At 67.8% G+C, this 25,654-nt stretch carries 26 protein-coding genes, 3 tRNA genes and 1 pseudogene; 21 read left to right on the top strand and 9 right to left on the bottom strand.

Annotation, left to right across the window (positions count from 1 at the left end; all coding sequences use genetic code 11):
* Positions 1–100 precede the first annotated feature (100 nt).
* The 4 genes from G6N20_RS13995 to G6N20_RS13980 all read left to right on the top strand — a co-directional run bounded on the left by G6N20_RS13995 (position 101) and on the right by G6N20_RS13980 (position 1,968).
* Positions 101–1,060, top strand: a complete 960-nt coding sequence (locus tag G6N20_RS13995; RefSeq protein ID WP_083050901.1) for a radical SAM protein — start codon at positions 101–103, stop codon at positions 1,058–1,060.
* Positions 1,061–1,111: 51 nt separating this feature from the next.
* The gene (locus G6N20_RS13990) at positions 1,112–1,267 is read left to right on the top strand and encodes a hypothetical protein (RefSeq protein ID WP_158084787.1); all 156 of its coding nucleotides are present in this window, start codon (positions 1,112–1,114) and stop codon (positions 1,265–1,267) included.
* 70 nt (positions 1,268–1,337) lie between these two features.
* On the top strand, positions 1,338–1,643 hold the full coding sequence (locus G6N20_RS13985; protein ID WP_083050899.1) for a nucleotidyltransferase family protein: 306 nt from the start codon (positions 1,338–1,340) through the stop codon (positions 1,641–1,643).
* Positions 1,633–1,968 (top strand): HepT-like ribonuclease domain-containing protein, encoded by a 336-nt coding sequence (locus tag G6N20_RS13980; RefSeq protein ID WP_083050897.1) that lies wholly within the window; start codon positions 1,633–1,635, stop codon positions 1,966–1,968. The genes G6N20_RS13985 and G6N20_RS13980 overlap by 11 nt, the downstream gene beginning before the upstream one ends.
* 204 nt (positions 1,969–2,172) lie before the next feature.
* On the opposite strand, the gene G6N20_RS13975 is transcribed toward G6N20_RS13980, so the two are convergent.
* The gene (locus G6N20_RS13975; RefSeq protein WP_083050894.1) at positions 2,173–2,535 is read right to left on the bottom strand and encodes a type II toxin-antitoxin system PemK/MazF family toxin; all 363 of its coding nucleotides are present in this window, start codon (positions 2,533–2,535) and stop codon (positions 2,173–2,175) included.
* Positions 2,519–2,755: an antitoxin gene (locus tag G6N20_RS13970; protein WP_083050892.1), complete on the bottom strand. Its 237-nt coding sequence runs from the start codon at positions 2,753–2,755 to the stop codon at positions 2,519–2,521. Before G6N20_RS13970 ends, G6N20_RS13975 begins: the two co-directional genes overlap by 17 nt.
* 454 nt (positions 2,756–3,209) lie before the next feature.
* Between G6N20_RS13970 and G6N20_RS13965 the strand changes: the two genes are divergently transcribed.
* From G6N20_RS13965 to G6N20_RS21345, 6 genes and pseudogenes are all read left to right on the top strand, one after another.
* Positions 3,210–4,367, top strand: coding sequence for a hypothetical protein (locus G6N20_RS13965; RefSeq protein WP_083050890.1), 1,158 nt, complete (start codon positions 3,210–3,212; stop codon positions 4,365–4,367).
* A 10-nt stretch (positions 4,368–4,377) separates the two neighbouring features.
* Positions 4,378–5,325 carry a DUF732 domain-containing protein gene (locus G6N20_RS13960; protein WP_083050887.1) on the top strand — a complete coding sequence of 316 codons (948 nt, stop codon included), beginning with the start codon at positions 4,378–4,380 and terminating at the stop codon, positions 5,323–5,325.
* Positions 5,326–5,795: 470 nt separating this feature from the next.
* On the top strand, positions 5,796–6,785 hold the full coding sequence (locus tag G6N20_RS21350; protein ID WP_169715467.1) for a hypothetical protein: 990 nt from the start codon (positions 5,796–5,798) through the stop codon (positions 6,783–6,785).
* A gap of 63 nt (positions 6,786–6,848) precedes the next feature.
* Positions 6,849–7,076, top strand: coding sequence for an antitoxin (locus tag G6N20_RS13950; protein ID WP_083050922.1), 228 nt, complete (start codon positions 6,849–6,851; stop codon positions 7,074–7,076).
* Positions 7,073–7,474 (top strand): TA system VapC family ribonuclease toxin, encoded by a 402-nt coding sequence (locus G6N20_RS13945; RefSeq protein ID WP_083050885.1) that lies wholly within the window; start codon positions 7,073–7,075, stop codon positions 7,472–7,474. The genes G6N20_RS13950 and G6N20_RS13945 overlap by 4 nt, the downstream gene beginning before the upstream one ends.
* A gap of 239 nt (positions 7,475–7,713) precedes the next feature.
* Positions 7,714–8,205 (top strand): annotated as a pseudogene (locus G6N20_RS21345) (hypothetical protein); the annotation flags it as partial.
* A 906-nt stretch (positions 8,206–9,111) separates the two neighbouring features.
* Here the strand turns inward: G6N20_RS21345 and G6N20_RS13935 are convergent.
* From G6N20_RS13935 to G6N20_RS13905, 7 genes are all read right to left on the bottom strand, one after another.
* Positions 9,112–10,263, bottom strand: a complete 1,152-nt coding sequence (locus G6N20_RS13935; RefSeq protein ID WP_083050882.1) for an FIST signal transduction protein — start codon at positions 10,261–10,263, stop codon at positions 9,112–9,114.
* A 33-nt stretch (positions 10,264–10,296) separates the two neighbouring features.
* On the bottom strand, positions 10,297–12,024 hold the full coding sequence (recD, locus tag G6N20_RS13930; RefSeq protein ID WP_083050879.1) for an exodeoxyribonuclease V subunit alpha: 1,728 nt from the start codon (positions 12,022–12,024) through the stop codon (positions 10,297–10,299).
* Positions 12,021–15,299 (bottom strand): exodeoxyribonuclease V subunit beta, encoded by a 3,279-nt coding sequence (gene recB / locus G6N20_RS13925; protein WP_083050876.1) that lies wholly within the window; start codon positions 15,297–15,299, stop codon positions 12,021–12,023. The genes recD and recB overlap by 4 nt, the downstream gene beginning before the upstream one ends.
* On the bottom strand, positions 15,299–18,595 hold the full coding sequence (recC, locus tag G6N20_RS13920) for an exodeoxyribonuclease V subunit gamma (protein ID WP_083050873.1): 3,297 nt from the start codon (positions 18,593–18,595) through the stop codon (positions 15,299–15,301). Before recC ends, recB begins: the two co-directional genes overlap by 1 nt.
* Before the next feature lie 119 nt (positions 18,596–18,714).
* Positions 18,715–19,410, bottom strand: a complete 696-nt coding sequence (locus G6N20_RS13915; RefSeq protein WP_083050870.1) for a crotonase/enoyl-CoA hydratase family protein — start codon at positions 19,408–19,410, stop codon at positions 18,715–18,717.
* Between the two features lie 132 nt (positions 19,411–19,542).
* Complete coding sequence (locus G6N20_RS13910) at positions 19,543–20,328, bottom strand: hypothetical protein (RefSeq protein WP_083050868.1); 786 nt, start codon at positions 20,326–20,328, stop codon at positions 19,543–19,545.
* 79 nt (positions 20,329–20,407) lie between these two features.
* Complete coding sequence (locus G6N20_RS13905) at positions 20,408–21,124, bottom strand: MBL fold metallo-hydrolase (RefSeq protein ID WP_083050916.1); 717 nt, start codon at positions 21,122–21,124, stop codon at positions 20,408–20,410.
* A 131-nt stretch (positions 21,125–21,255) separates the two neighbouring features.
* On the opposite strand from G6N20_RS13905, the gene G6N20_RS13900 reads away from it, so the two are divergent.
* The 11 genes from G6N20_RS13900 (at position 21,256) to rplK (ending at position 25,612) form a co-directional block, all read left to right on the top strand.
* Entirely contained in the window at positions 21,256–21,471 is a 216-nt protein-coding gene (locus G6N20_RS13900) for a type II toxin-antitoxin system VapB family antitoxin (protein WP_083050865.1), read from the top strand.
* Between the two features lie 98 nt (positions 21,472–21,569).
* Positions 21,570–21,642 (top strand) — tRNA-Thr (locus tag G6N20_RS13895).
* Positions 21,643–21,694: 52 nt separating this feature from the next.
* A tRNA-Met gene (locus G6N20_RS13890) sits at positions 21,695–21,768 on the top strand.
* A gap of 36 nt (positions 21,769–21,804) precedes the next feature.
* Positions 21,805–21,972 (top strand): 50S ribosomal protein L33, encoded by a 168-nt coding sequence (gene rpmG, locus G6N20_RS13885; protein WP_083050862.1) that lies wholly within the window; start codon positions 21,805–21,807, stop codon positions 21,970–21,972.
* Between the two features lie 76 nt (positions 21,973–22,048).
* Complete coding sequence (hadA, locus tag G6N20_RS13880; RefSeq protein WP_276004367.1) at positions 22,049–22,501, top strand: (3R)-hydroxyacyl-ACP dehydratase subunit HadA; 453 nt, start codon at positions 22,049–22,051, stop codon at positions 22,499–22,501.
* Positions 22,488–22,916 carry a (3R)-hydroxyacyl-ACP dehydratase subunit HadB gene (gene hadB, locus G6N20_RS13875; protein ID WP_083050856.1) on the top strand — a complete coding sequence of 143 codons (429 nt, stop codon included), beginning with the start codon at positions 22,488–22,490 and terminating at the stop codon, positions 22,914–22,916. Before hadA ends, hadB begins: the two co-directional genes overlap by 14 nt.
* 15 nt (positions 22,917–22,931) lie before the next feature.
* Entirely contained in the window at positions 22,932–23,432 is a 501-nt protein-coding gene (gene hadC, locus G6N20_RS13870; protein WP_083050853.1) for a (3R)-hydroxyacyl-ACP dehydratase subunit HadC, read from the top strand.
* Positions 23,433–23,590: 158 nt separating this feature from the next.
* A tRNA-Trp gene (locus G6N20_RS13865) sits at positions 23,591–23,663 on the top strand.
* A gap of 217 nt (positions 23,664–23,880) precedes the next feature.
* Positions 23,881–24,375 carry a preprotein translocase subunit SecE gene (secE, locus tag G6N20_RS13860; protein WP_083050850.1) on the top strand — a complete coding sequence of 165 codons (495 nt, stop codon included), beginning with the start codon at positions 23,881–23,883 and terminating at the stop codon, positions 24,373–24,375.
* 31 nt (positions 24,376–24,406) lie between these two features.
* Positions 24,407–25,123, top strand: a complete 717-nt coding sequence (nusG, locus tag G6N20_RS13855; RefSeq protein WP_083050848.1) for a transcription termination/antitermination protein NusG — start codon at positions 24,407–24,409, stop codon at positions 25,121–25,123.
* 57 nt (positions 25,124–25,180) lie between these two features.
* Positions 25,181–25,612 (top strand): 50S ribosomal protein L11, encoded by a 432-nt coding sequence (gene rplK / locus G6N20_RS13850; RefSeq protein ID WP_083050845.1) that lies wholly within the window; start codon positions 25,181–25,183, stop codon positions 25,610–25,612.
* The last annotated feature ends 42 nt before the right edge of the window (positions 25,613–25,654 follow it).

The following is a 25,654-nucleotide window of genomic DNA, read 5'->3' as shown; positions in this document are numbered from 1 at the left end:
CGGAGTGCTGTCCCGAGTGGACTGAAAACATGAACTCGACGGCGCTGAGAGGCCCCTCGGTGGTGGTGTCCGCAGCCTACACTGACCTTGAGGTTGATCCATGGACAGCGTCCCCGCGTACGTGGGCCTTGGCGTCGACGAGATCTCTCGGCGGGCCGTGCGGGCCCGGGTGCTGCTCGGCCCCGACCGGTGCCGGGTGTGCCCGCGGCTGTGCCGGGTCGACCGGTTGCATGACGTCAAGGGCCTGTGTCAGATCGGACGCACGGCGGTTGTCGCCTCGCACTTCGCGCATTTCGGCGAGGAGAACTGCCTGCGGGGCTGGAACGGATCGGGCACCATCTTCTTCTCTGGCTGCAACCTGCGCTGCGTGTTCTGCCAGAACCACGACATCTCCTGGCAGGTGTGCGGCGAGCGGGTCACCCCGCGGCGGCTCGCGCAGATGATGGTGGAGTTGCAAGGCCAGGGTTGCCACAACATCAATTTCGTCACGCCCGAGCATGTGGTCCCGCAGATCCTCGAGGCGCTGCCGCACGCGATCGAGGCCGGGCTGCGGCTGCCGATCGTGTACAACACGAGTGCTTACGACAGCCTCGACAGCCTGACGCTGATGGACGGGATCGTCGACATCTACCTGCCCGACGCCAAGGTGTGGAGCCGCGAACGGGCCCGCCGGTTCCTGCGCATGCCGGATTATCCGGAGGTGATGCGCGCCACCATCCCCGAGATGGGCCGCCAGGTGGGCCAGCTCACCCTGGACCATGACGGGCTGGCGGTTCGCGGATTGCTGGTGCGTCACCTGGTCATGCCGGGGATGTTCGACGAAACCGCGGAGATTCTGCGGTGGATCGCCGACGTCCTCGGGCCGGACACATACGTCGACCTGATGGCCCAGTACTACCCGGCCGGGCTGGTCGGGCGTACTGGTACACGGGATTCGTACCCGGAGATCAACCGGCATCTGCGCCGAGACGAGTACGTGCGTGCGGCCGAGCTCGCCGACGACCTCGGCCTGCGACGGTTGGACCGGCGCAGCCTGGCATCGGGCCTGAGGCTGGCTTAAGGCTGGCGAGGTGAGCGATCCGGCGGGTCACACCGCCGACACCCTGCGGGCATGACCGAGTGGCGGCACGCGGTGCTGATCGTCTTGTTGCTGGCCGCCATTCTGCCCAACTTCACGTATCTGGTGACCGACCCGGTGCACCTGGGCGAGGGCGTCGAATCATGGCCGGCCATGGGGTGGATTGCTGGACGGCCGCTGTCGTCGTGACGACCGCCGATGGGACAGTGTCGTGAGTGTTGCGCACCCCGCCGGGGTGGTACTACGGCATCATTACGGTGTGAGACTCAGGCCCGGGCTGACGATCGAGGATTCCTTCTTCGACGAATTCGCCAAGCGTTGGGGGATCAGACGGCTTGCGTTGTATGGGTCGGTGCTCCGCGAAGACTTCGGTCCGTCTAGCGACATCGACATGTTGGTCGAGTTTTTTCCCGATCGAACTCCCGGTTTGCTGCGGCTCGCCCAAATGGAACTCGAGCTTGAAGCCGTCCTTGGCCGACAGGTCGAATTGCGCACATACGAAGACCTCAGCCCCTACTTCCGCGACAAGGTGGCCGCGACCGCACGACCGATCTATGCGGCCTGAAGACCAGATTCGGCTGCGGCACCTCACCGAGGCCGCGTCCAAAGCGGTCGGCTATTGCAATGGGCGACAGCGAACCGACCTCGACAATGACGAGCTTCTGCGGCTCGCGGTGACCAAACTCGTCGAGATTGTCGGCGAAGCCGCCAAACACATCAGCCCCGAGCTCCAGGCGGCCACACCCGATGTCCCGTGGGCCTTCGCCGCCCGCATGCGTGACCGCCTCGTCCACCACTACTTCGACATCAACCTCGATATCCTGTGGCACACCGTTACTGAAGACCTTCCCGGCCTACTCGAGACCCTGCCGCCGGTCGAATCGGAATAGCGCGTCCAGCCGGTCTCACTGCTGGCTGATCGACTCCTTCGGCCCGGCTACGAGACCGCTGCCGTGAAGGATTTGGTGTCGGCGGTTCACCGTCGGGGAAAAGTCATAAGTTCTTGCGTTACGCGGGCTTGCACGCCCTGGGCCGTGGTGGACATCGCCATCTTGGCGCATGAGGGCGTCTGCGGGTTGGTCGGGCCGTCCGGCTCAGCCAGCCTCGCGGATACCCAGAATCAGCGCGAGGGCGTGTTCGATGTGGCGCATTGTGTCGGGCGCCAGGGTTCCCAATCGTTCCAGCAGTCGGGTGCGCGCGACGGCGCGGACGCCACGGCACACGGCGACGCTGGCGGATTCCACTCCCTCGGTGGGTGAGATATGTGGCCGTAGTGGCGTGCCCGACCGTGAGCTCGACACGGGCACGACGACTACCAGCTCTTCATCGATCCCGGTGAGTAGGTCATCTACGGAGACGATGACGGCGGGCCGATGCTTGCCGGGTTCACCGACGCGTGCGGCGCCGAGGGCCACCAGCCACAGCTCGCCGCGTCGCGGCTCAGGCGATGCCGTCATCTGCTGTTTGGTCCCAGTCGCGTTCCTCGTCGTGCACGGCGTCGACGGTCGCTTCGGTACGGGTGGCGTCGCGTTCGGCGCGGAAGATGGCCTCGTGCTCGGCGCGGGAGGCCAGTTCGGTGAGCAGCGCGGCAATGGATACCCCACGTTCACGCGCCTGGGTGGCGAGGCGGTCTCGAGTCTGGACCGGAACCCTGATCGTCGCTGTGCGCGTAGACATATCTGTAGCCTAGTCGCAGCGCCATATGTTGGCGCTACACAGCCCGCGGACCTCCCAGCCTCCAGCTCTGCCTGTACCGCGACGCGCGCTCTCGGCGATTCTCACGGCGACGTCATTGGCTGCGCCGCAACTCGTTTTGTTTCGAACCCCTTCGGGCGGCCATCGCCTTGCCGGGTGACGACAATCGCCGACTGAGCCTGCGCGCGAGTCCATTCGTCGCTGCGGTATCCCGGGGCATGAAGAACGCGGCCTTCGAACTCGGCTTCGCCCCATCGGACCACGATGCACCGCATTGCGCTGGGAACGTGACAAATTCATAGCGACAGTAGATGGCGCCGAATCCTGACGCTGCTGCAATTCCCGCTTCGCCCGCGACGTGTTCGTGATTCCGCCAACTCGATCGCTCTTGGGGTTGTCCGACATCGGGCGTAGTCTCTGCCTGAAGGTGCGGCCGATGGCAAGCGATCGGGGCGCTGACCCCAGTCCGGCACGTGTGACTCCGGGCGTGGATGACCATGCGCGGCAGGCTCGGCCGACGGTCCTGTGCCCCCAGGGCCACCTGAACGCATGGGACTACAAGTTCTGTGAGCGCTGCGGCTCACCGATCGGCGTGGTGCCCTGGCCATCGGAGGAATCAGGCGCACCCCAGACGACGCCCGGGCGATCCCGCGTGCCCCTCGTCGTCCTCGCGGCGACGCTGCTGGTGGTCGCCGTCGTCGTGACAGCCGTCGCCTACGCGGTGACGCGACCATCGCGTAACGATCGCGAGGAGCCCGGTTCTGCGCGGGGCGCCGCCACGGCGGGGGTGCCGTGGGGGCAGGCCGAAGCAGCGAGTTGCCCGGACGATCCGGTGCTTGAGGCGGAGTCGGTCGATCTGACGTCCGACGGACTTGCGGTGAGTGCAGCGTTCATGTCGGCATGCGCCGGCGGCGATGTCGAATCGAACTCGGCGCTCGAAGTCACCGTCGCCGACGGGCGGCGCGACGTGGCAGCCGGCAGGTTCGACTTCTCGGCAGATCCGCTGAGGATCGAGCCCGGCATACCGGCCCGTCGAACCCTGGTCTTTCCGCCCGGAATGTATTGGCGAACACCCGACATGTTGTCCGGGGCGCCGGCACTGCAGGTCACGCGGAAGGGCAGGTCCGAGCGCTGGGCTGCACCAGTGGGATCGGAGCGCACGACCATCATCGCTGCCGAGTTCGCGGCACCGGCTTACGGCAGCGTCAACGCAGTTGCCGAGGAGGTGCTCAGCGAGCTGCGTGACTCGGACTTTCCCTACGTGCGACGCGATATCTCCAATCGCTGGGTGCCTCAGGTGAGTTCGAAGCGCGTCGGCCTGGTCGCGGCGGGGAAAACATGGACGAGCGCCGATATTCTTCGCGATCACCTGGCCCTGCGGCAGCGGTTCGGGGGCGCCCGGCTGGTGTGGTCGGGGCACTGGACCACCTTCAGCGGCCCCGATTTCTGGGTGACGGTGGTTGGGCCGGCGCAGCCCACCGCCGGTGACGCCAATCGCTGGTGCGACTCGAACGGGTTCGGCGGCGATGACTGTTTCGCGAAGTTCATCAGCACCTTCGTTGGTGAGCAGGGCACGACGGTGTACCGGAAGTGACGACGCTGTCATGAGTTTCTGCGTGTATTGCGGTACCGCGCTCACCGACCCGACCCGGTGTGGGGCGTGCGGCGCATACAAGATTGGCTCGACCTGGCATCGGGCCACGACGCCGACGGTTGGCGCTGTGATGACGGAAACGGGTTGGCGACCAGATCCCACCGGTCGTCATGAAGGACGCTACTTCGTCGCCGGGCAGCCGACCGACCTCATTCGCGACGGCAACGCCGAAGCCGTCGACGCACTTGGTCAGCATCAGCTGGATCAGTCAGGTGCCGTTGGTGTTTCGCAGTCAGCGGTGTCACGACCGCCACGCTCTGGGCGCCGTCGGTTGTGGTGGGCGCTTGCGGGCGTGGTTGTGCTCTTGGGACTCGTGGGAGCTAGTGTCGTCGTGACGCTGTTCGTGAATCGGGACCGGGAATCCGTCGACGACAAGTACCTCGCCGCCTTGAGGCGGTCCGGACTCACCGGTGAGTTCAACTCCGACGCGAACGCCATTGCCCGCGGCAAGCAGGTGTGCCGCCAGTTGCAGGACGGTGGCGAACAGCAGGGGATGCCGGTCGATCAGGTGGCCGTGCAATACTATTGCCCCGAGTTCAGTGAGGGCTTCCATGTCCTTGAAACCATTACTGTCACTGGAAGTTTCACCCTCCGGGATGAATCGCCAAACGTCTACGTACCGGCAATCACCGTGTCGGGCTCCTCGTGCTCCGGGTCAGGCGGGTACTCCGACATCAACCCGGGAACGCAGGTGACGGTGAAAAACAGCAAGGGCGACATCCTGGCCACGGCTTTCCTGCAGGCGGGTCAGGGCGGCCGATTCTGGTGCACCTTCCCTTTCTCGTTTGAAATCACCGAGGGCGAAGACCGCTACGTCGTGTCGGTCGGTCGCCGAGGCGAAATGAGCTACTCGTTCGCCGATCTGAAGGCCAATGGGGTGTCGCTCGTCTTGGGTTGAGTCACATCGGGATGATTCGGTGCTACCGGCTGAGCGGTGGCCGAGGACTCGGGAACCGGCCCAGCAACGCCTGCGCTGTCGTATAGCCCCGCGCAAGCGCGCCGCCACTGGGACGGCTGCCGGGAAGGATGTTGTCGAGCGCTTTGCCCGGGCTGATCGCCGAAGACGGCGCGATCGCTGGCCTTGTCGTTGTTTTGCCGCGTCGGCTGTGGACCTGCCTCATTTGGCGTTCCCGCCACAGGCGATGGATCTAGTTTAGGGGGCTCGCGCACCAGCATGGTGCCGCCGGGCGTGTTCGCGAACGGGCCGTACCAGGTGCTGGGTGTCTTCTCTGCGGTCTCGACGGATCCTTGGGCCGCAGCTGAAACGGGTGCCGACTGATTCGGGCGGATCGTGTCTGACCCTGGGCGCAGACTGTGCCCAGTCGACGCGAGATCCGAGACCGCGTCAATGGGCGAGCAGGGGACAACATGGGAAACCGGGCGAACTTCGTCATCGTCGAGGATCAGGATTGGCAGCTCTATTACTCGCATTGGGCGGGTTGCCGGATGCTGGACGCGCTGATCGCCGGCCCGGAGTACGCGCTGCGGTACGCGCAGTCGCTTCGCCGGTGCGCCAAGGATGAGTGGGTCAACCCGCTGTGGGCCGACGGTGGCGCCGTGGTGGATCTGGATCGGCGCCGGGTGTTGTTCTTCGGCGACGAGCTGATGGTGGAGATGCGGGAGCGCCGGGCCGTGATGAGTGTGCTCGCCGCGGTCTGGCCTGACTATTCCATCGGCTGGGCGTACGACGGAACCGCCGAACTGGCCGGCTATGTCGGGGCAGAGTTGCGGCCCTGCGAATGGGACAAGCGGCCGGAGCTGCGGCTGTCCCGTCACCGAAACTCGTTGTGCCATCTGGTGTCTGTCGTTGACGCCGAGGAGCGGCTTCGGTTCTGGCCGCTGTGGTGGCACCTCTGCAAGGCCTGGCATGGACCCGCGCTGTTGGACCGGCTGCCCGGCCGTGGCGTCGCACGGGTGACGCTTGGCACGATCCCCGAGGGCGGTGTCCACGTTGACGTTCCCCGAAAGACGGTGGGTGCCTGGCAAACCGCCGACACCATGGGCATTTTCCAGGCGCTTCCCGAGCTCTGGAGCGGGTGGGAGACGCAATGCTGGGAAGATCGCTTCGAGGAGCAAGTGACTCGATGCCGGGGAGCGCTGCGGGTCCCCGAGTTGGACTTGACCGCCGGTATCGACAGCGCGCAGGCGTGGATCCGCAACCGGGTGTTTCAGAGCTTCGCGGACAGCCCGGCCGGCCAGATCATCAAGATCGCCGGCCTGCTGGCACCGGTCGCGCCCGGTTTCGTCGTCAGCGACGATGCCCTGGGCGGCTGCGCGATTCGTCCCAGCAAGGCCGAGTGGGCGCGCTTCGTCGACGCGTGCGATCAGTTGCGGGCCGCCCGTGCGGAATCGGCCTGAGCGGGTGGGCCGGCAACGAGGGGGCATCGCCGCATCATGATGCCGTGATGCTAGCATGTGGGCGTGCGCACCACCATCGATCTGCCCGACGACCTTCACAAACAGGCGCTGGCGATCGCGCGGGATACCCATCGCACGTTCAGCCAAACGGTTGCGGATCTGATTCGACGCGGCCTGGCAGCCGGCAGCACCGCCGCGATCTCTCGAGACCCCAGAACGGGATTGCCTTTGGTGAGCGTGGGGACCGTCGTGACCTCCGAGGACGTGCGCTCATTGGAGGATGAGCAGTGACGATGCTGCTCGATGCCAACGCGCTCATCGCGTTGGTGGTCGCCGAGCATGTGCACCACGACGCCGCCGCGGAGTGGCTGTCAGCATCCGAGGCGGCGTTTGCGACTTGCCCGATCACGCAGGGAAGCCTTGTCCGATTCCTGGTGCGGTCGGGGCAATCCGCGGCGGCTGCGCGGGAGGTCGTCAGTGCCGTCGAGAGTGCCAACCGTCACGAGTTTTGGCCGGACACTGTCTCTTTCGCCGATGTCGAGGTCGGTGGTGTGGTCGGTCACCGACAGGTAACGGATGCCTACCTTGCCCAGCTCGCCCGCAGCCGCGACGGACAGTTGGCGACTCTCGACAGTGGGCTGGCGCACCTGCACAGTGACGTCGCGGTGCTCATCCCGACGACCGCTTGATGCCGGCACAAACGACCGCGTTGCTCTACGACGAGGGAGGCCTCACGGCGTGACCCGATGATTGCCCCTGGTAGGCGCTGGCGCTCGACGTGCGCTAGCCGCGTCTCCGGGATGGTGGCACCTGTTTGGGCGTAAAGGCATCCACTCCGCGGTGGCGACGATTCCGTCGTCGCCGTCGAGCATGAACCCGGGCCGTCCAGCTCAGCGTCCGGTTTGCACCGGCGCGCACTCCGCGGGGCATGATGGCACCCATGCCGGGGAAGCGAATGGACCGCGAACAGTTCTTCCGCGTGGTGTCCGGGCTCAACGAGGATCGGCTGCGCAAAGCGCTGTGGAACCTGTACTGGCGCGGCACGGCCCCCGTGCGCGAGCGCATCGAGGCCGAGCTCGCCAGCGACGGGCGCGGTCGCCCGCAGCGTCCCGCGAAGAAGCCGGCCGATCCGGAGATGGTGCAGTTCGAGGTCGACGACTTCGTGTCGCTGGCGCGATCGGGCGCCTACATGGGCGGGGACCGGCGGGTGACGCCGCGCGAGCGAACGCGCTGGCGGTTCACCTTCAAGCGGCTCGCCGCGGAGGCGCAGGACGCGCTGCGGGCCGAGGATGCCGAGCCGGCCGCGGCCGCGCTGGAGCAACTGATCGACCTCGCGTGCGAATCGCACGATTACGACTATTTCCGCTCCGACGATCCCGTGGCGGCGGCGGGCTTCGTCGTCTCCGATGCGGTGGCGGCGTTGTGGGCGTGGACCTGGGAACGCCATGGGTTCCAGGCGTTCGCCGAGACCGCTGCGCCCCAGTTGATTCGGTGGGAGTCCCGGCACGGCTGGACCCGTTACGGTGATGGGCCGGTGGCGGCGAAGGAGACCTCGCTCGCCGCCGCGCTGGCGCGCATGCTGCGCGTCGCGGACACCTGGGAAGGCTTCGCCGAGCGGTACCTACTGGCACTGGACGGGCTCTGCCACCGCGGCGGATCGACCCGTCAACTGCGCCGTTCCGAGGCCCGGACCGAGCAGGAGCGAGCCAGCGAACTGGCGGAATGGCACGGTCTCCTGCTGGAGAAGCTCGCGGACACCGAGGGCGGCCTGCTCGACCGGATCGTCGGCCACGCCGCCCTGGGCGGACCCGAGCACATGTTCGTGTCCGCGCGGCTCGCGCACCGACGCGGTAACACCGACACCGCCCGCGACCTGATGGCGCGATGTCTGCGAAAGCTGCCCGGTCACAAAGGTTTCCGTGAGTTCGCCGCCGAGATCGGGGCGACGACCCCGCCGTGAGCACGGCTGATCGGGTCGCGGCCGGGTGCCGTAGGCGCCGGCGTTCACGGGAGCTTACGCCGACCGCGGCCCGCCCTCGTTGGTCCAGGTGCGCGCGAATGGGCCATGCGCGACCAGCACCGCGAACGTCGGCTCGGTGATCTCAGTGGCAAACCCATGCCACGGTGGCCGGCGTCAAAGTCGCCGACAACGCAATGCGCGGTGTCCCCTGGCCGCCCGATCTGACCCGCCCCTGGGCTTGTCGCTGAAAAGTCGCTCGAAGCCGGGCACTTCGTCTGGTGGTCACCGGCCGTGACTGGTGGGGCAGACGTGACGCACGCGCCCACACGCCACCGCGCCCGCAACGCCGGCGCCCAACGCGGCGGCTCATTCGGTGAACAGCGCCATCGACGCGGTGAATCCGTGCAACGCGTTGCGGCCCGCGATCGGGCCGATCTCCCCGGCGGCGAAGAAACCGGCGAGCGGAATCCCGCCAAGCAAGTCCTCGATCGTCGACGCGTCGTGGTCGGCGACCCCGAACATCCGCCGGCCACGCCCGTTGCAGGTGAACAACAGCGCGCCAACCGGACGCCCGGGCAGCCCCGCCCCCGCCCGCTCCACGGCCAGACGCAGATCCTTGTCGGCCCCCACCGCGTCCCGGACCTGGAACTGCACGGTGGTGCCCACCTCGACGACCTCGCCAATCTCGATCGCCCCGGTCGACGGATCGGCGCCGAGCAGCCCGCGGATCATGAAGTCACCCTGGCCCGGAGCCGCCAGGTGCTCGTCGACGACGATCCCGATCTGCAGCCCGCGGCTGACCAGGACCTGCTCGCCGGGCGGCAGCCCCTCAACGATCTCCCGCAGGCGCTGCAGCGGCGGGCGGCCGCCCAACGAGGTGATCACCGCGCCGTCCGCGCCGGTGACGATGTACGGCTGTCCGATCGGCCGGCAGCCCTGCGACACGATCGGAACCCCGTGCGTGCCGGGCAGGCGCACGCCCACCAGGCCGGAGGTGAGCACCTGGCGGTCGCGGAACAGCCGGGTGTATCCCGGTCCCAGTCCGCCGCTCACCACGCCGCCCACGACGGTCGTGCCCGGCAGGTCGGTGTTGAGGTGCTCGATGAGCAGGTTGGACGGGAAGGTGTACGGGTCCGGCAGCAGCAGGTGCAGATCGTGTGAGGTCCGGTCGAACCGGTAGCCGGTGATCAGGGCGCCCGAGCCGGTGCGGACGAAATCCAGCTGAAACGTCTCGGCGGCCAGGCCGGACGCCAGCCACACCGCCACCGCGGGCTCGTCCTCGATTTCATGACGACCGGCGACGATCGCCTGGGCGACACAACCGATCAACGCGGGCGGCTCGACCACCTCCTGCACCGCGCCCAGCACGTCCACGGCCTTGTCGGTGTGTGATCGCGATCCCAGCAGCACGGCCAGCGCCGGGGCCTCACCCGCGAGCTCGTCGCGCGCGCACACCGCGGCCTCCACCGCGGCCCGCCGCGCGTCCGGCGCGGTGGAAACCCCGACTCCGATCCGCATACTTCTATGATGCGCCGCCGCACCGCCCACGGCCTATCCCTTTGCGTTGCTCGACTGCAACCGCATCCGCAGCCCGCTGGCCCGCACCGCCCGCCGCGTGAGCGCGGCCCGCACCGACGCCTCCGACCCCACCACCCGGACCTTGCGCTTGGCTCGAGTCACCGCCGTGTACAGCAATTCCCGAGTCAGCAACCGCGAATCCTCTTGCGGCATCAGCACGGTCACCTCATCGGCCTGGCTGCCCTGACTCTTGTGGATGGTCATGGCGTGCATGGTGTCCACGTCGCCGACGCGGCTGGTGGCAAAGTCCAGTGGCCCGGAAGCACCGGCGATGACGGCCCGCAGACCGTCCGGGCCGGCCACCACTACGCCGGTGTCGCCGTTGTACACCCGCAGCCCGTAGTCGTTCGCCGTCACCAGCAGCGGCCGGCCGGCATACCACGGTGACCACCGCGGCTGCCCGGTCTCCTCGGATAGCCAGGTTTGCACCCGATGGTTCCAGTGCCGCACGCCGGCGGGCCCCTGCCGATGCGCGCACAACAGCCGGTGTTCGTCCAGCACCGCCAACGCGACCTCGGACGCCCCCAGCAGCGCGGCCTCACGCAGCCGCAACGCGTGCGGCACCAGGACCGCGCGTAACCGCGGCACCGGGTTCTCGTCCTCGACGAACTCGATGTGCTCGTCACCCGAGCGCAGCAGGGCCAGCACCGCGCCGGCATCGCCGATCCGGATCGCCTGGGCCAGCGCCCCGATCGTTTCGCCGAACCGGTGCGACGTTCGCAGCGCCGCCACCCGCGCGTCGTCGCGCGCCGACAGCCCGTCCACTAAATCCGCCAGCACCGCACCGGCTTCCACCGACGCCAACTGGTCGGCGTCACCCACCAGGATGAGCCGCGCACCGGGGCGCACCGCCTCTAGCAGGCGCGCCATCAGGGTCAGCGACACCATCGAGGTCTCGTCGACCACGATCACGTCGTGCGGCAACCGGTTCCTGCGATCGTGCCGAAACCGCGCGGAGGTGCCCGGTTTGGGGCCGAGCAGTCGATGCAGCGTGACCGCGTGCGGCTCGCCCAGCCGCGCCCGGTCGGCGTCGTCCAGCCGGGCCACCTCATGCCGGACCGCCTCGCCCAGCCGGGCCGCTGCCTTTCCGGTGGGCGCGGCCAGCGCGATCCGTGGCCGCGATCGGCCGGCCAGCTCCGCCTGCTCGGCGATCAATGCCAGCAGCCGCGCGACCGTGGTCGTCTTCCCGGTGCCCGGACCCCCGGTCAACACCGTGACACCTTGCACGAGCGCTATTTCCGCCGCCTGCCGCTGCTCGTCAAACCCCGGCGGGAAGAGTCGCTGCAAGGCGGGCACTGCGACCGCCGGCCGGCACGCCAGCAAGGCGACCAGGTCCGCGCACACCTGCTTCTCCTCGCGCCAGTACCGGTCGAGATAGAGCCGGTCGCCCTCCAACCGCAGCGGTTTATCCAGCAGCGGGCTCGCCCTTACCGCCGCTAGCCACCCCGCGGGATCCGGCCACGGCAGCCCGTCGTGGCCCACGGTCGCGGCGATCGACGACAAGTCCACACACACCGACCCGGCTCGCAGCGCGCGGACCGCCATCGCCGCCGCCAACGCCACCCGCTCGTCGGTCTCCTCACCCAGCACGCAGAGGCGTTGCGCGACATGCACATCCGCGACGTCCAGCACACCGGCTTGGTTGCACGCTCGCAGCAGGCCGGACCCTCCCACGGCGACCTCGACCCCACCGGATGTCACGCCGCCCGCCTTCCCTGGTCCAGCAGATCCGAGACCGCCACCACCAGAGCGGGCGGCGGGTTCCAGCCGAAGACCCCGGACGGATGCCCGCCGGCCACCGGCGTCCCCGCACCGCACATGCCCCGCACGAACAGGTACAGCACCCCGCCCAGCTGCCGCGTCGGTTCGTAGTCCCGCTGCCGCCACCGCAGAAACCGATGCAGCACAACGGCATACAACAGCGCCTGCAGTGGGTAATCGGAATGCAGCATGGCCTCGACCAACCGTGCGTAGCCGTAGTCGGCAGCGGTGTCGCCGAGATGGTTGGTCTTGTAATCGGCCACCAGATAACGCCGATCGGGGAGCCGCAGCAGCACGTCGATCGACCCGGCCAGATACCCCCGCAGCGGTTGATCACCCAACCCGGCCGACCGCAGCCGATCGGCGTAGGGCGCCAGCGGATCGTTGGCGGGTAGCTGCGACGCCAGCAGCTCGCCCACGTCCGCCACCGACAGCTCGGTGCCGCACAGATCGCCGCCCGCCAGCGGAATCTCGAAGTCCAGCTCCCGCAGGCGATCCCGCACCCCGATCTGCCGCAAGGTCAGTCCGGCGGCCAGCGGGCCCAACGGCGTGTCGTGCAACGGCACCAGCGCCGCAGCCAGCCCGGCGGCGTCCACGTCGACGCCCCACCACGGCGCGTGCCGTCGAACCTGTTCGTGCAGTTCGGCGGCCAGGTCGGGGGCAGCGGGGTCGGCGGTCTCGAGCACCGCATGTACCAGCGAACCGAAAGACGCGCCCGACGGCATCGCGGCCAACGGGGACACCAGGTCGGCACCGCACCCGGGTGGGGCGACGACCGCGGTCTCCACCTCGTCGTCGCGGGCGCCGGCCTCCGGCTCGCTGGTCACACCGGCCGTGGAGCCGGCCATCTCCGAGCCACGTACCAGCGCCGAATACGACGTCCGCCGCCACCTGGTGTCGATCCTGCGATGAAAGTGCCTCACCTGCAATCCGGTTACCGGAGAAGGTGTTTCGAGGACGGCGGGTCCGGCGATCACCGACTCCTCGACCGATGGCCCGCCGGCGGCCTGCCACCGCTGAAACACCGCCCAGGCCTGCTCATCGGAGACGCGCGGCGTGCACGCGTCCGGCACCTGCGACTCGCCCGGTGCACGACCGCGCAGCAGTCGCGACAACCCGCCATTGACCTCGTCGAAGGTGGGCGCCCACCAGGCCACCACCTGCGACCGCGCCCGGGTAAGGGCGACGTAGGTGAGCCGGATGTTGTCCCGGGCCGCTTCGACGCGGTTGCGCTGCTCGACGGCCTTGCGGCCGGGGCCCGTCTTGCCGCCGATGTACAGGCAGCGGGTGTCATCGTCCTCGTGATACAGCAGGATGTCATCGGTGCGGACGTTGCGGTTGAACGCGAACGGCAGGTACACGATGGGAAACTGCAGGCCCTTGGCCACGAAGACGGTCATGATCTGCACCGCGGCGGCGTCGCTGTCCAGCCGGCGGTTGTGCTCGGTGGGGCCGGCCCGGGCCGCGGCCTGGCGTCGCAGCCAATCACGCAGCCCCGGCAGGCCGAGACGCTCCCGATGCGCGGTCTGGTGCAGCAGCTGCGCGATGTGCGCCAGGTCGGTCATGTCCCGCTCGCCGCCGCGCTGACCCAGCACCCGTCGGCCCATGCCGGCCACCTGCGCCGCCTCGAAGACCGCGGCCACACCGCGCTGGCGTGCGTGGTCGGCCCACTCGCGCAGCGTGCCGGCCACCCGGTCGGTCAGCTCATCACCCTCGGCGGCAAGGGTTTCCGCGGTCTCCCCGAAGAACATGGTGCAGGCGGCGGCCCGCACCAGCCCGGTGCGTTGGGGCGCATCGAACGCCTCCAGCAGACACAGCCAATCCGCGGCGGCCCGGGAAGCGAACACGTCGGTGTCGCCGGTATAGACCGCCGGGATACCCGCTGAGGCCAACGCGTTCCGGCAGGCCCGCGCGTCCTTGTGATGCTCGACGATCACCGCGATGTCGCCGGCGGCCAACGGCCGGCCGTCAAAGGTGGCCCCGCTGGCCAATAACTCCGCGATGTCGGCGGCCAGGTCCTCGGGGATGTGTTGGCGCAGTAAGCCGATCGGCACATTGGCGGTGCCGCCGTAGCCGAGGGTGTGCCGTTTGACCACCCGCAGCCGAAACGGCGCCGGGTGCGGAGCGCCGGCCAGCCGGTGGCCGTCCCGGTGGGCGTCGACAGCGTGCACGACGATGCCGGCGTGACCCAGGGTCGCGCCGCGCAGCACCGTCTGCAGGCTCTCGACGAGCACCCGGTCGCTGCGCCAGTTGACACCCAAGGTGTAGCGGGCATCGGCGGTGCCGGCCGCCTTGAGGTAGGTGTGGATGTCGCCGCCGCGGAAGCCGTAGATGGCCTGCTTCGGGTCGCCGATCAGGATCAGCGTCGAATGCCGGCGGAACGCGCGCTCGAGCACCCGCCATTGCACGGGGTCGGTGTCCTGGAACTCGTCGACCAGCACGATCCGCCAGCGACCCCGCAGCCGATCGCGCGCCGCAGAATCTTCTGCCTCCAGGGCTTTGGCCAGTCGGGTCAGCAAGTCGTTGAATCCCAGAACGCGCAGCCGACCCTTGCGGCGTTCCAGTTCGTCGAGCACCTCGGCGGCAAAGCGCAGCCGGACCGCCGCAGGGCTGTCGGGCTCGGGATCATGCGGGCGCAGCTGGGCACACGGGTCGTCCTGCACGGCAAGGGCGAGGTTCAGCGCCTGGGAGTAGGTCAGTTCCGGATCGGTTGTTTGCTGACCGAAGTTCGCCAGGTAGCGGTCGTCGACGATCTCGGTCACCAGGTCGACCAGGCTTTCCTTGAGTTCCACGTCTGCGGCGTTATCACCGGCCACGCCAAGGGATTTCAACACCGATCCGCAGAACTCGTGGGTGGTCGCGATGGTTGCCGCATCGAAGTTGGCCAGCGCGTCACGCAGCCGCGACCGCCGCAGGGCGCGCTCGTCGTCGCTGCCGCGCAGCAGCTGCTCGACCAGGTCACTGCCGGGGCGCAGCCGGCCCTCTAGCGCGCGCAAAGCCTCGAGGATCTGCTCGCGCACTCGCTCGCGCAGCTCCCGGCTGGCCGCGCGGTTGAACGTGATCAGCAACATCTCTTCCAGCGTCGTCGCGGTCTCGGCCAGGTAGCGGGTGGCCAAGCCGGCCAAGGCGAACGTCTTGCCGGTGCCGGCGCTGGCCTCCAGCACCGTGGTGGAGCCTTGGCTCGGCAGCGGGCCCAGCAGGTCGAAGCGGCGCATCAGTCGGCCGGCCTCTCGGCGGCCAACAGCGGCAGCCACAGCCGGGCGGCCAGCGCACCCAACCGGGTGTCTTCCCCGGCGACCTCCTCGCCCGGACGGGGCGAAGCCAGCAACACCTCCAACGGCGCGTGCGGGCCCCAGACCCGCACATGCGCGGGAGCCTCGTCCTCACCGGGTCGAAACCTGTTGGTTTGCCACGTGTCCCGGGCCGGCTGGTACGGGTCCGCGCCGTCGCGGCGGGCCTGCGCCCAGGCGCACGATGTTTTCAACGGCAGCGGCAGCGGCTCCCGCCGGCCCGCGTCGTACAGCGACACCAGCTCCCGAAGCACCGCCGGCGGGTCCGGCGGCGGCACGAAAAGCCGGCTGGCGATGTGGTTCCTGGTCTTGCCGCGGCCGATGCACAGCGCCGACCAATCGTGGCCGGGCTGGTCTGCGGCCAGCGCGACCAAACCGATCCAGACCGGCAGCACGTGTTTGGGCGCGAGCTTCGAATAGGTCACCGACACCATGCGCCCATCGAATACGGGTGCTACCGTGCCGCTCAGCCGCCGCCCGCCGCCGAGGTCGACGTCGACGTCGTGTGCCTGGCCGTCGACGGTGCGGTGCGCCAGCGCGGCGGCCGCCAGATTGCGGGCACGGTCCCGGATGTCCTTCGCCTGGCGCACGCCCAGCCGGCCGGGGGGCAGCCGGCCGCGCCGCCACTCGGCGTGGGCCGCGTCCTCGGGGTGCAGGCCGCGCAGGATGTCGTGCAGCATCCGGTCGCCGACCGTCCACTCCGCCAACGGGTCGAGCTGCACCGGCATGGCGTCCTCGACGGTCTCGACATCCCACGGCAGCGTGTAGTCCAGCGCCCGGAAAAACCCTTTGACGGGATCCTTGAAGAAGTCGAGCAGGTCGGCCAGGGTGACGTCGGTGGCCGGTGGCGCGGGCAGCCGATTCGTAATGAAAGCCGTTGGCGCGCAGCGTGTCCCGTGGGCCGCCTGGGCGGCGGCCAGCGCGGTGGGGTCGAAGGTGAACGGCGCGCCGGGCAGCAGTGCCCCGGGCGTGACGTTCTTGGGGTCGAACGGCTGCAGCGGGTGCCGGATGAGGATGTGCTCCCGCACCGGCACGGCCGTCGTCTGGTCCAGCGCGTCGAGCAACTCGGCCAGCGGCACCGCGGGCGGACGGGGGTGGCCGGTGCGTTCATCGGCGCCCGTGTAGGTGATCACCAGGGCATCGGTCGCCGCGACGATCGCGTCGAGCAGCAGTTGCCGGTCCTCCGAACGGATGTCGCGCTCCCCGGTCATCGGTTCGCGGGCCAGCACGTCGTCGCCGTCGGGGTTGTCCAGCCGGGGGAACACCCCGTCGTCCAGACCGACCAGGCACACCACCCGGTGGGGCACCGAGCGCATCGGGACCATGGTGCACACGGTCAGTGTGCCGGTGCGGAAGTTGGCCCGAGTGGGCCGGCCGGCCAACTGCGTGGCCAGCAGCGCGCGCACGTCCGGCAACCGTAGCGGCGTCGACGCGCGAGCGCCGGCACGCGCCAGCACGTCGGCGAACTCCCGCTGCAGCTGCGCGCGATGCCAGGCCTCCGCGGAGGAGGTCAACAACTCGATCCCGGCGTGCAACGCGTCCAGCCACTCGGTCAACGGCCTTACCCCGCTGAGCCTTTCGGCCACGTGCTGCAGCCGGTCGACGTATTCGGCCAGCCGTCCGGCCAGCTCGACCCGGTCGCTGCCGACGTCGTCGAGCGGCAGCGCGGTGCTAAGCCACCCGCGTGAGTCGTCGGACATGGCCACCCCGGTGAGGATGCGGTCCAGCCCGAACCGCCACGTGTTGTGCACGATGTTGTCCAGGCCGTAGGGCCGCCGGTGCTCCGGGCCGAAGCCCCAGCGGATGTTCGACTCGCGCACCCAGGCGGCGATGGTGTCCAGGTCGTCGTCGGAGAAGCCGAATTTGGCGCGCACCGGCGGCGCCTGCGCCAGGTTGAGCAGCTGGCTGGCGGTGGCGCGGGTTTCGGCGATGGCGAGCAGCTCGGCGGCCACCGACAGCAGCGGATTGGTCTGGGTGAGCGCGCGGTCGGCCAGCCGCACCCGCAGCCGGTGTGCGGGATGGCTGTCACCGGCCACCTCGCCCAGGCCGAAGCCGGCGACGATCAACGGTGCGTAGGTCTCGATGTCGGGACACATCACCACGATGTCGCGCGGCTGCAGCGTGGGGTCATCCTGCAGCAAGCCCAACAGCACCTCGCGCAGCACATCGATCTGCCGGGCCGGGCCGTGGCAGGCATGAACCTGCACCGATCGGTCGGTGTCGGCCAGCCCGCGGCCGCCCGGCCGCACCGCGTTGGCGGCGAGGTCAGCCTGCAGCCAGCCCAGCAGGGTGTCGGGTTTGGGTGTGGCGCCGAGGAATTCGTCGGTCGCCCGGGTGGCGGGCAGCGCGCGCTGCAGCTCGCGCAGGTCACGACCCAGCGTGTGCAGCAGCGGATGCTGGGCGGCCCGAGCGCTGGTGTCCTTCCGTCGCGGCACCGCGGCGTCGAGGCCGCTGAGGTCGTTCAGCGCCCGCCACAACCGGTCGCTGGGGTGCGGCAGCCACAGGTGCAGCTCGTGGTGGCTGGCCAACGCGTCCAGCAGCTGCACCTCGGTGCGTGCCAGGCGGGTGTGCCCGAACAGCGACAGCCGCGACGGCAGGTCGGCCGGGCCGGCACGCAACTGGGCGACGGTGCGCTGGTGGCGGACATGTGGCGGATCGGCCCCGACCTCGGCCACCAGGGCTCGCCACAGTGGCGGCTGCCAGGCCAGATCGGTGGGCAGGTCGGCGGCGTTACCGTCCAGCCAGTCGGCCAGCAACCCGGGACGCTGCCGCGCGTAGGACGCGAACAGCCCGGCCAGTCGGCGGGCCACCGAATAGCGCCGGCCGCGGCGCAGCTCCGCCTCGGTATCGGTTCTCTCCAGGTGGCCCAGGTGTGTGGCCAGCGTGTGGCACCACGGCTCGTCAAGGCTGGCGTCGATCACCCGCAGCAGCGGCCACGCCATGGCCTCCGGCGACCACGGGTCGTCATCGACCGCGCCGGTGATCTCGGCGATCAGCGATCGTGGATTGCGGAACACGACCCCGCAACACACGCCATCGCCGCGGCCGCGACGGCAGCCCAGAACATGCGAAAGACGCTGGCTTAGCCACCGTTCCACGCCGCGGGCGGCAACCAGCACCAGCTCCTGGGCGAACGGGTCGGGCAGCGGATCGGCCAGCAATGCACCCAGCCCATCGGCAAGCCGATCGGTGCGCTCGGCCCGGTGAAGATGAAGCGCCATCGCGGGCCACCCTAGTCGGCGCGGCGCCACCGTCGGGTGCTGGTGGTTGCACCTGGAACTGGGTGAAGTACCTCGAAAGGTTCCGGGAGTTCCAGTAGGTCGCCAGGCGCCCGTGGCGGCTACAGGCCGAACTCGGCTTCGATCCCGTCGATGCCCGCGCGAATGGCCTTGAGCGCGTCGGCGCGGGCGCGCAACTTGGTGGCGGCGTGGGCCTGCCGGTTGAGCCCGGCGAATTCGCGCGCCGCCTCCTCGGCACGGCTGACCACCACCTCGGGCAGCGCGATCTCGTCGATGAAGCCCGCGGCCAGCGCGGTCTCTCCGAAAAACGTCTTGGCCAGCCCGGTGGCCTGCTGGTAGGCCGACCGGGTCAGCCGCAGCTTCATGATCTCGAGGGCCGCATACGGGATGGTCATCCCTATTGCCACCTCGTTCGCCTGGATGTTGTAGGCGTGGGCGGCGATTCGGTGGTCACCGGAGGACAGCAGAAATGCCCCCATCGCGATGGCGTGGCCGGTGCAGGCCATCACCACCGGCTTGGGGTAGGACAGCAGCCGATACGCCAGCTCGAAACCGCCCCTGAGCATGTCGATGGCGGGCTGCACCTCACCGGAGGTCAGGATCTTCAGGTCGAAGCCGCCGCTGAACACCCGCTGGTTTCCGGTGATCACGATCGCGCCGACGTTGTCCCGGTCGGCCTCGTCGATCGCTTCGTTGAGAGCCTGCTGCATGGTCGGGCCGAGTGCGTTCACTTTGCCGTCGTCCATCCGGATGACCGCGATGGAGTCGTCACGGGTGTAGGTGACCGGGCCGCTCATCGGCTTCTCCCTTCGATACGCCCGTCGATTGAATCAGATCGACCACGGCCCCGCGCTCCCGGAGCGAGCCCGCGATCCCGGACCGCGGTCAGACTGGCTGGCTGCGGCCGCCCACCCAGGTCGTTTTCGGCTTCACCCCAGCGCGACGTCGGTGGGCTGGCCGAGCTGCCGGGTGCGCCACCTGTCCTGGGTTTCGGCCACGGCGCGGTTGATCCGATCGATCTCGCTGCGCAGCACCTCGGGCCGTGTTTCCTTGCTGGCGTAGTGGAAATAGGTCAGCAGGCTGCGCAGCAGCTCCAGCCTTTGCTTTTCCCGTTTCGCCAGATCATGTGTCGTCATCAGCTCGATGCGCTGCACGGGTGGCAGGGCATCCCAGTCCAGCACCACCTTGGTTTCCAGCGGACGCCGGCCGCGCTCCCAGAACCGCCACCCGCGCGGCGGCTCGGGACGGTCGTAATAGGTCACCGTGCCCTCGAACCGGGACTCGATGCCCTGCCCGATCTCGGCGCGGTCCAGCGCCGAATCCCACACCGTCCGCCATTCCTGACCGGGTGCCAGCGCCGGCAGCTCCCGAGGGAGCTGCAGCTCGACGACGTCGGCGTAGCCGTCGGAGGCATTCTCGTATTCGGCGACCGTCGGGGGCTTGGGGAACGAGAACCGGACGTTGTAGGCCGCGGTGCGACCGAAATTCCTGACCACCAGTTCGATCAGGTGCCAGTCCGCGGCATTGGGCTCCATCAGGATGGACACATGAGGCCGGGTCTGTTCGAAGGTCAGCTGACGGTTGCGCTGCAGCTGGCGGGTCGTCACGATCAGCGCGACGACGCCAAGGGCCAGCGCCGTCCACGCCGCCCACGCCAACCAGGTGCTGGACTCGATATCGGTAACCCCCTGCCAGCTGCCCCGAACCCACCCCATGGACTGCACCTTCCGCTTATACCACAGTGATCTCGTGCGATCTGCGGCCCGGCCACAGGGACGGTGCGCGCCCGGCCGGTCAGCGGCCCATCAGCATCCGCCACTGGTCGAGATTGGCCGGGCGATACACGTAATTCGAGCGCTTCACCCGCGAGAGCGCAGCACTCGGATCCGCCGAATACCAGTGCCCGGGGAAAACCGTCGGGTCACCCGGCAGCGCGGCCAGCTGTTGCAGGCTGCGGTACATCTCATCGGAATCACCACCCGGAAAGTCGGTGCGGCCGCAGCCTTCCAGGAACAACGTGTCACCTGCCACCAGCCGGTCGCCGACCAGGAAACACTGACTGCCGGGCGTGTGTCCGGGGGTGTGCAACAGCTCGATTTCGACGTCGCCGACGCTCACCTTGTCGTGGTGCTCGTGGATGGTCAGGTCGCGGATGGGTATCCCGGTAACTCGTGAAACCCACAGCGCCTCATGGGTATTCACATGCACCGGTGCAGCTGCTCGGTCCAGCAGGTCGGCCAGCCCCGTCAGCTCGAAACCCATCATCGAGCCGCCGACGTGGTCCGGGTGATGGTGCGTCACCAGCACCCCGGACAGGTGCATGCCGTCCGCTTCCAGCGTGTCGATCAGATCCCCGGCTGCGTAGGCCGGGTCAACCACGACGCAATCCCCGGTTCGGCGGTCACCGATCAGGTAGGCGAAGTTACGCATTTGTGTCGCCAACATGTCGCCGACGGCGAAATCACGACCGGAGAGCAGTTGGCGGAAATACAGCCGGTCCGAGTCTGACACGCTACCAGGGTATGGCTGGCCGCAGACGGCTCCAACCGAGCCTGTCGCGTTTCGGGCGGTGCGCCGACCGCCGGACACGGTCTCGTCCATTCCGCCGCGTCGACCTTCGGCGCACTGGGTATCGTTGGTCCATGCTGAAGAGGGTCGACATCTTGGTTGATGACCACCTGCTCCAACAGGTCATACACAAGTACCACCTGGCTGATGCCCGAGAGGCCATTCATATGGCGCTGAAGGCCCTTCTCGAAGACGAGGTCGAGGCGGAGCACGAGCCCCAGGATGAGGAGTACGACGAGTTCAGCGATCTCAGCGCCTGGCGCCGGCAGCGGAGCAGCGACACCGGGTAATCAGCCGCATCGGATCCGCGCACGTGGTTTGGTGACGTTGCGCGCCAGGCTGTACCCTCTTTTAGGCCCGCGGCACGGCCGGTAGCTACGGGTGATCGGCCCCCTTAGCTCAGTCGGCAGAGCGTTTCCATGGTAAGGAAAAGGTCAACGGTTCGATTCCGTTAGGGGGCTCGGCGGACGCCGAGCAGGCGGGCGGCCCCGAACTCGAGGCCTGTGGCCCGGAGGCGATGTAGCTCAGTCGGTTAGAGCGAACGACTCATAATCGTTAGGTCGCCGGTTCGAGTCCGGCCATCGCTACAACACAACAAGTGAACCTTGTGAGAGAGAACAGACATGGCTTCCAGTACCGACGTGCGGCCGAAGATCACTTTGGCATGCGAGGTGTGCAAGCACCGCAACTACATCACCAAAAAGAACCGCCGCAACGACCCGGACCGGCTGGTGCTCAAGAAGTTCTGCCGGAATTGCGGCAAGCACCAGGCGCACCGTGAAACGCGGTAACCGCCGTCCCCAGCAGGTTTTCTCAACTGACTAGGTAGGTTCTGAAGCCGTGCCGTTGACCACAAGCATCGTGGGGATGCATTACCGCTACCCCGACCACTATGAGGTGGAGCGGGAAAAGATCCGCGAATACGCCGCGGCCGTGCAAAACGACGACCGTGCCTTTTTCGAAGAATCCGCGGCCGCCGAGCTGGGCTACCACGGGCTGCTGGCCCCGTTGACGTTCATCTGTGTGTTCGGCTACCAGGCGCAGGCGGCCTTTTTCAAGCATGCCAACATCGCGGTCACCGACCAGCAGATCGTTCAGGTCGACCAGGTGCTGAAATTCGCCAGGCCGATCGTCGCCGGCGACAAGCTGTACTGCGACGTGTACGTGGATTCGGTGCGCGAGACGCACGGCACCCAGATCATCGTGACCAAGAACATTGTCACCAACGAAGCGGGTGACATCGTGCAGGAGACCTATACGACCCTGGCGGGCCGTGCCGGGGAGAATGGGGAAGAGGGATTCAGAGATGGCGCTGCGTGAGTTCAGCTCGGTCAAGGTTGGGGACCAGCTACCGGAGAAGACCTATCCGCTGACCCGCCAGGATCTGGTGAACTACGCCGGGGTTTCCGGTGACTTGAACCCGATCCACTGGGATGACGAGATCGCCAAGGTCGTTGGGCTGGACACCGCGATCGCCCATGGCATGTTGACCATGGGAATCGGTGGCGGCTACGTCACCTCGTGGGTCGGCGATCCCGGCGCGGTCACCGAGTACAACGTGCGGTTCACCGCGGTGGTGCCGGTGCCCAACGACGGCAAGGGCGCCGAAATCGTGTTCAACGGCCGGGTGAAGTCGGTCGATCCGGACAGCAAGTCGGTGACCATCGCGCTCACCGCCACCACCGGTGGCAAGAAGATCTTTGGCCGGGCCATCGCGTCGGCGAGGCTGGCGTAGGCGGGGGCCCGGTTCATGGCGTTGAAGACCGACATCCGCGGGATGATCTGGAGGTATCCGGACTATTTCATCGTGGGCCGCGAACAGTGCCGCGAGTTTGCCCGGGCCATCAAATGTGACCACCCGGCGTTCTTCAGTGAGGAGGCGGCCGCAGCGCTCGGTTATGACGCGATTGTTGCTCCGCTGACCTTCGTGACGATCTTCGCCAAATACGTCCAGTTGGACTTCTTCCGCCACGTCGACGTGGGCATGGAGACCATGCAGATTGTGCAGGTCGACCAGAGATTTGTGTTCTACAAGCCGGTGCTTGCCGGGGACAAGTTGTGGGCCCGGATGGACATTCACTCGGTGGACGAGCGTTTCGGGGCCGACATCGTGGTCACCAAGAACATCTGCACCAACGACGACGGTGAGCTGGTGATGGAGGCCTATACCACCCTGATGGGCCAACAGGGTGACAACTCCACCCAGCTCAAATGGGACAAGGAATCCGGGCAAGTCATCAGGACCGCGTAATTAGTATCGGATTTCCTGCGCTTGAGTGGAATCGAGTACACTCAACACTCGGGGTTTTCCAACGTCAGCGCGCTTTCCGTGAGTCGAACGAGCGGGGGCGCGCGTGTCATGTAAGCCCCGGCGCCGCGGGTTGGCTTGCGGTGGCCCGCCAACCGCGAAGGGGCGTAGCTCAACTGGCAGAGCAGCGGTCTCCAAAACCGCAGGTTGCAGGTTCAAGTCCTGTCGCCCCTGCTGCAAGCGGACGATGCGGGCCGGCACGGCCTGAGGTGGGTGTACCTCCCGCTCTGCGGGGGAGCGCCGGAACCATCGGTATCGTCGGGCGACGATGCAGGCCGGCACGGCCTGTGGAGGATCCGGACCCATCGGTATCGTGCCATGGTGGACACTGGGAGTGTGCCCATGAGGAGCGAGACGGCTCGCGGATAGCTAGCGAACAAAGGAGCACGCGGTGAGCGACGAGGGCGACGAAGACGTCGACGCCGCAAGCGACGGCGCCGACATGCAGGACAACCGGGGACGCGGTCGAACGGCCGTGGTGACAAAGACCGTGATGCGGCCGCAACGTCCCACCGGCAAGCGGTCCCGTCAACGAGCGGCGGAGACCGAAGACATGGACGACCAGGAGTCGTCGACAGCGGTTGAGGTCGCCAAGAAAGACGTCGCCACGACGGACGTGTCGAAGTCGTCGAAGGGCAAGGCGGCGCTGAAAGCCAAGCCTAAGAAGCCGAAGAAGGCGGGGGCCGCACGCCCAGCCAACCCAATCGGGTTCGTCTACAACTACCTGAAACAGGTCGTGGCCGAAATGCGGAAGGTGATCTGGCCGAACCGCAAACAGATGCTCACCTACACATCGGTGGTGTTGGCATTCCTGGCCTTCATGGTGGCGTTGGTTGCCGGCGCCGATTTGGGCCTGACCAAGCTCGTGATGTGGGTATTCGGTTGAGGCTTCGAGAGTGATAGAGAGGACTAGAACCGTGACTGCCTTCGACGGTGACACGTCCGCGGGGGAAGCGGTGGACGTGCACAAGGCCAACACCCCCCAGCAGGTGGCGGCCCCGGTGGAAGAGGTCGACCCGGCCGCCGCGCTCAAGGCCGAGCTGCGCAGCAAGCCCGGCGACTGGTACGTGATCCACTCCTACGCGGGGTACGAGAACAAGGTGAAAGCCAACCTCGAGACCCGGGTGCAGAACCTCGACGTCGGTGACTACATCTTCCAGGTGGAGGTGCCCACCGAAGAAGTCACCGAGATCAAGAACGGCCAGCGCAAGCAGGTCAACCGCAAGGTGCTGCCCGGCTACATCCTGGTGCGTATGGAATTGACCGACGACTCCTGGGCCGCGGTGCGTAACACGCCGGGGGTGACCGGGTTCGTCGGCGCGACCTCCCGCCCATCGCCACTTGCGCTCGACGACGTGGTGAAGTTTCTGCTGCCGCGCGGGGCGTCGAAGAAGACCGCCAAAGGCGCGGCCAGCACCGCGGCCGTCACCGAGGCGGGCGGGCTGGAGCGTCCGGTTGTCGAGGTCGACTACGAGGTCGGCGAATCGGTCACCGTCATGGACGGACCCTTTGCCACGCTGCCGGCCACGATCAGCGAGGTCAACGCCGAACAGCAGAAGCTCAAGGTACTGGTGTCCATCTTCGGCCGCGAAACACCGGTGGAACTGACCTTTAGCCAGGTTTCCAAGATCTAGCCGGCCTGCCCGCGGGCAGCCGGAAACGCACGAACCAGGAAGGAACATCGACACCCCATGGCCGCGAAGAAGAAGAAGGTCGCCGGGCTGATCAAACTGCAGATCGTGGCGGGGCAGGCCAACCCTGCGCCCCCGGTTGGCCCCGCGCTCGGCCAGCATGGCGTCAACATCATGGAGTTCTGCAAGGCGTACAACGCCGCCACGGAGAATCAGCGCGGCAACGTCATCCCGGTGGAGATCACCGTCTACGAGGACCGCAGCTTCACGTTCACGCTCAAGACGCCGCCCGCTGCCAAGCTGCTGCTCAAGGCGGCGGGTGTGGCCAAGGGCTCCGCGGAGCCGCACAAGAACAAGATCGCCAAGGTCAGCTGGGATCAGGTCCGGGAGATCGCGGAGACGAAAAAGGCTGACCTCAACGCCAACGACATCGACGCTGCCGCCAAGATCATCGCCGGCACCGCCCGCTCGATGGGCATCACCGTCGAGTAGTCGTACCCGTGGGAGGGCCAGCTCCGGCCCGTCTGTCACCAC

The organism is Mycobacterium shinjukuense, from assembly GCF_010730055.1.
Taxonomy (GTDB): domain Bacteria; phylum Actinomycetota; class Actinomycetes; order Mycobacteriales; family Mycobacteriaceae; genus Mycobacterium; species Mycobacterium shinjukuense.
Note: the sequence above shows the minus strand (reverse complement) of the source record. Positions and strands in the feature narration are given on the sequence as shown.

Bases quoted from the DNA above. Each gene is read 5' to 3' on its own strand.
- G6N20_RS13995 (WP_083050901.1), top strand. From the start codon at position 101: ATGGACAGCGTCCCCGCGTACGTGGGCCTTGGCGTCGACGAGATCTCT.
- G6N20_RS13990 (WP_158084787.1), top strand. From the start codon at position 1,112: ATGACCGAGTGGCGGCACGCGGTGCTGATCGTCTTGTTGCTGGCCGCC.
- G6N20_RS13980 (WP_083050897.1), top strand. From the start codon at position 1,633: ATGCGGCCTGAAGACCAGATTCGGCTGCGGCACCTCACCGAGGCCGCG.
- G6N20_RS13975 (WP_083050894.1), bottom strand. From the start codon at position 2,535: ATGACGGCATCGCCTGAGCCGCGACGCGGCGAGCTGTGGCTGGTGGCC.
- G6N20_RS13970 (WP_083050892.1), bottom strand. From the start codon at position 2,755: ATGTCTACGCGCACAGCGACGATCAGGGTTCCGGTCCAGACTCGAGAC.
- G6N20_RS13965 (WP_083050890.1), top strand. From the start codon at position 3,210: ATGGCAAGCGATCGGGGCGCTGACCCCAGTCCGGCACGTGTGACTCCG.
- G6N20_RS13960 (WP_083050887.1), top strand. From the start codon at position 4,378: ATGAGTTTCTGCGTGTATTGCGGTACCGCGCTCACCGACCCGACCCGG.
- G6N20_RS21350 (WP_169715467.1), top strand. From the start codon at position 5,796: ATGGGAAACCGGGCGAACTTCGTCATCGTCGAGGATCAGGATTGGCAG.
- G6N20_RS13935 (WP_083050882.1), bottom strand. From the start codon at position 10,263: ATGCGGATCGGAGTCGGGGTTTCCACCGCGCCGGACGCGCGGCGGGCC.
- recB (WP_083050876.1), bottom strand. From the start codon at position 15,299: ATGCGCCGCTTCGACCTGCTGGGCCCGCTGCCGAGCCAAGGCTCCACC.
- recC (WP_083050873.1), bottom strand. From the start codon at position 18,595: ATGGCGCTTCATCTTCACCGGGCCGAGCGCACCGATCGGCTTGCCGAT.
- G6N20_RS13915 (WP_083050870.1), bottom strand. From the start codon at position 19,410: ATGAGCGGCCCGGTCACCTACACCCGTGACGACTCCATCGCGGTCATC.
- G6N20_RS13910 (WP_083050868.1), bottom strand. From the start codon at position 20,328: ATGGGGTGGGTTCGGGGCAGCTGGCAGGGGGTTACCGATATCGAGTCC.
- G6N20_RS13900 (WP_083050865.1), top strand. From the start codon at position 21,256: ATGCTGAAGAGGGTCGACATCTTGGTTGATGACCACCTGCTCCAACAG.
- rpmG (WP_083050862.1), top strand. From the start codon at position 21,805: ATGGCTTCCAGTACCGACGTGCGGCCGAAGATCACTTTGGCATGCGAG.
- hadA (WP_276004367.1), top strand. From the start codon at position 22,049: ATGCATTACCGCTACCCCGACCACTATGAGGTGGAGCGGGAAAAGATC.
- hadB (WP_083050856.1), top strand. From the start codon at position 22,488: ATGGCGCTGCGTGAGTTCAGCTCGGTCAAGGTTGGGGACCAGCTACCG.
- hadC (WP_083050853.1), top strand. From the start codon at position 22,932: ATGGCGTTGAAGACCGACATCCGCGGGATGATCTGGAGGTATCCGGAC.
- rplK (WP_083050845.1), top strand. From the start codon at position 25,181: ATGGCCGCGAAGAAGAAGAAGGTCGCCGGGCTGATCAAACTGCAGATC.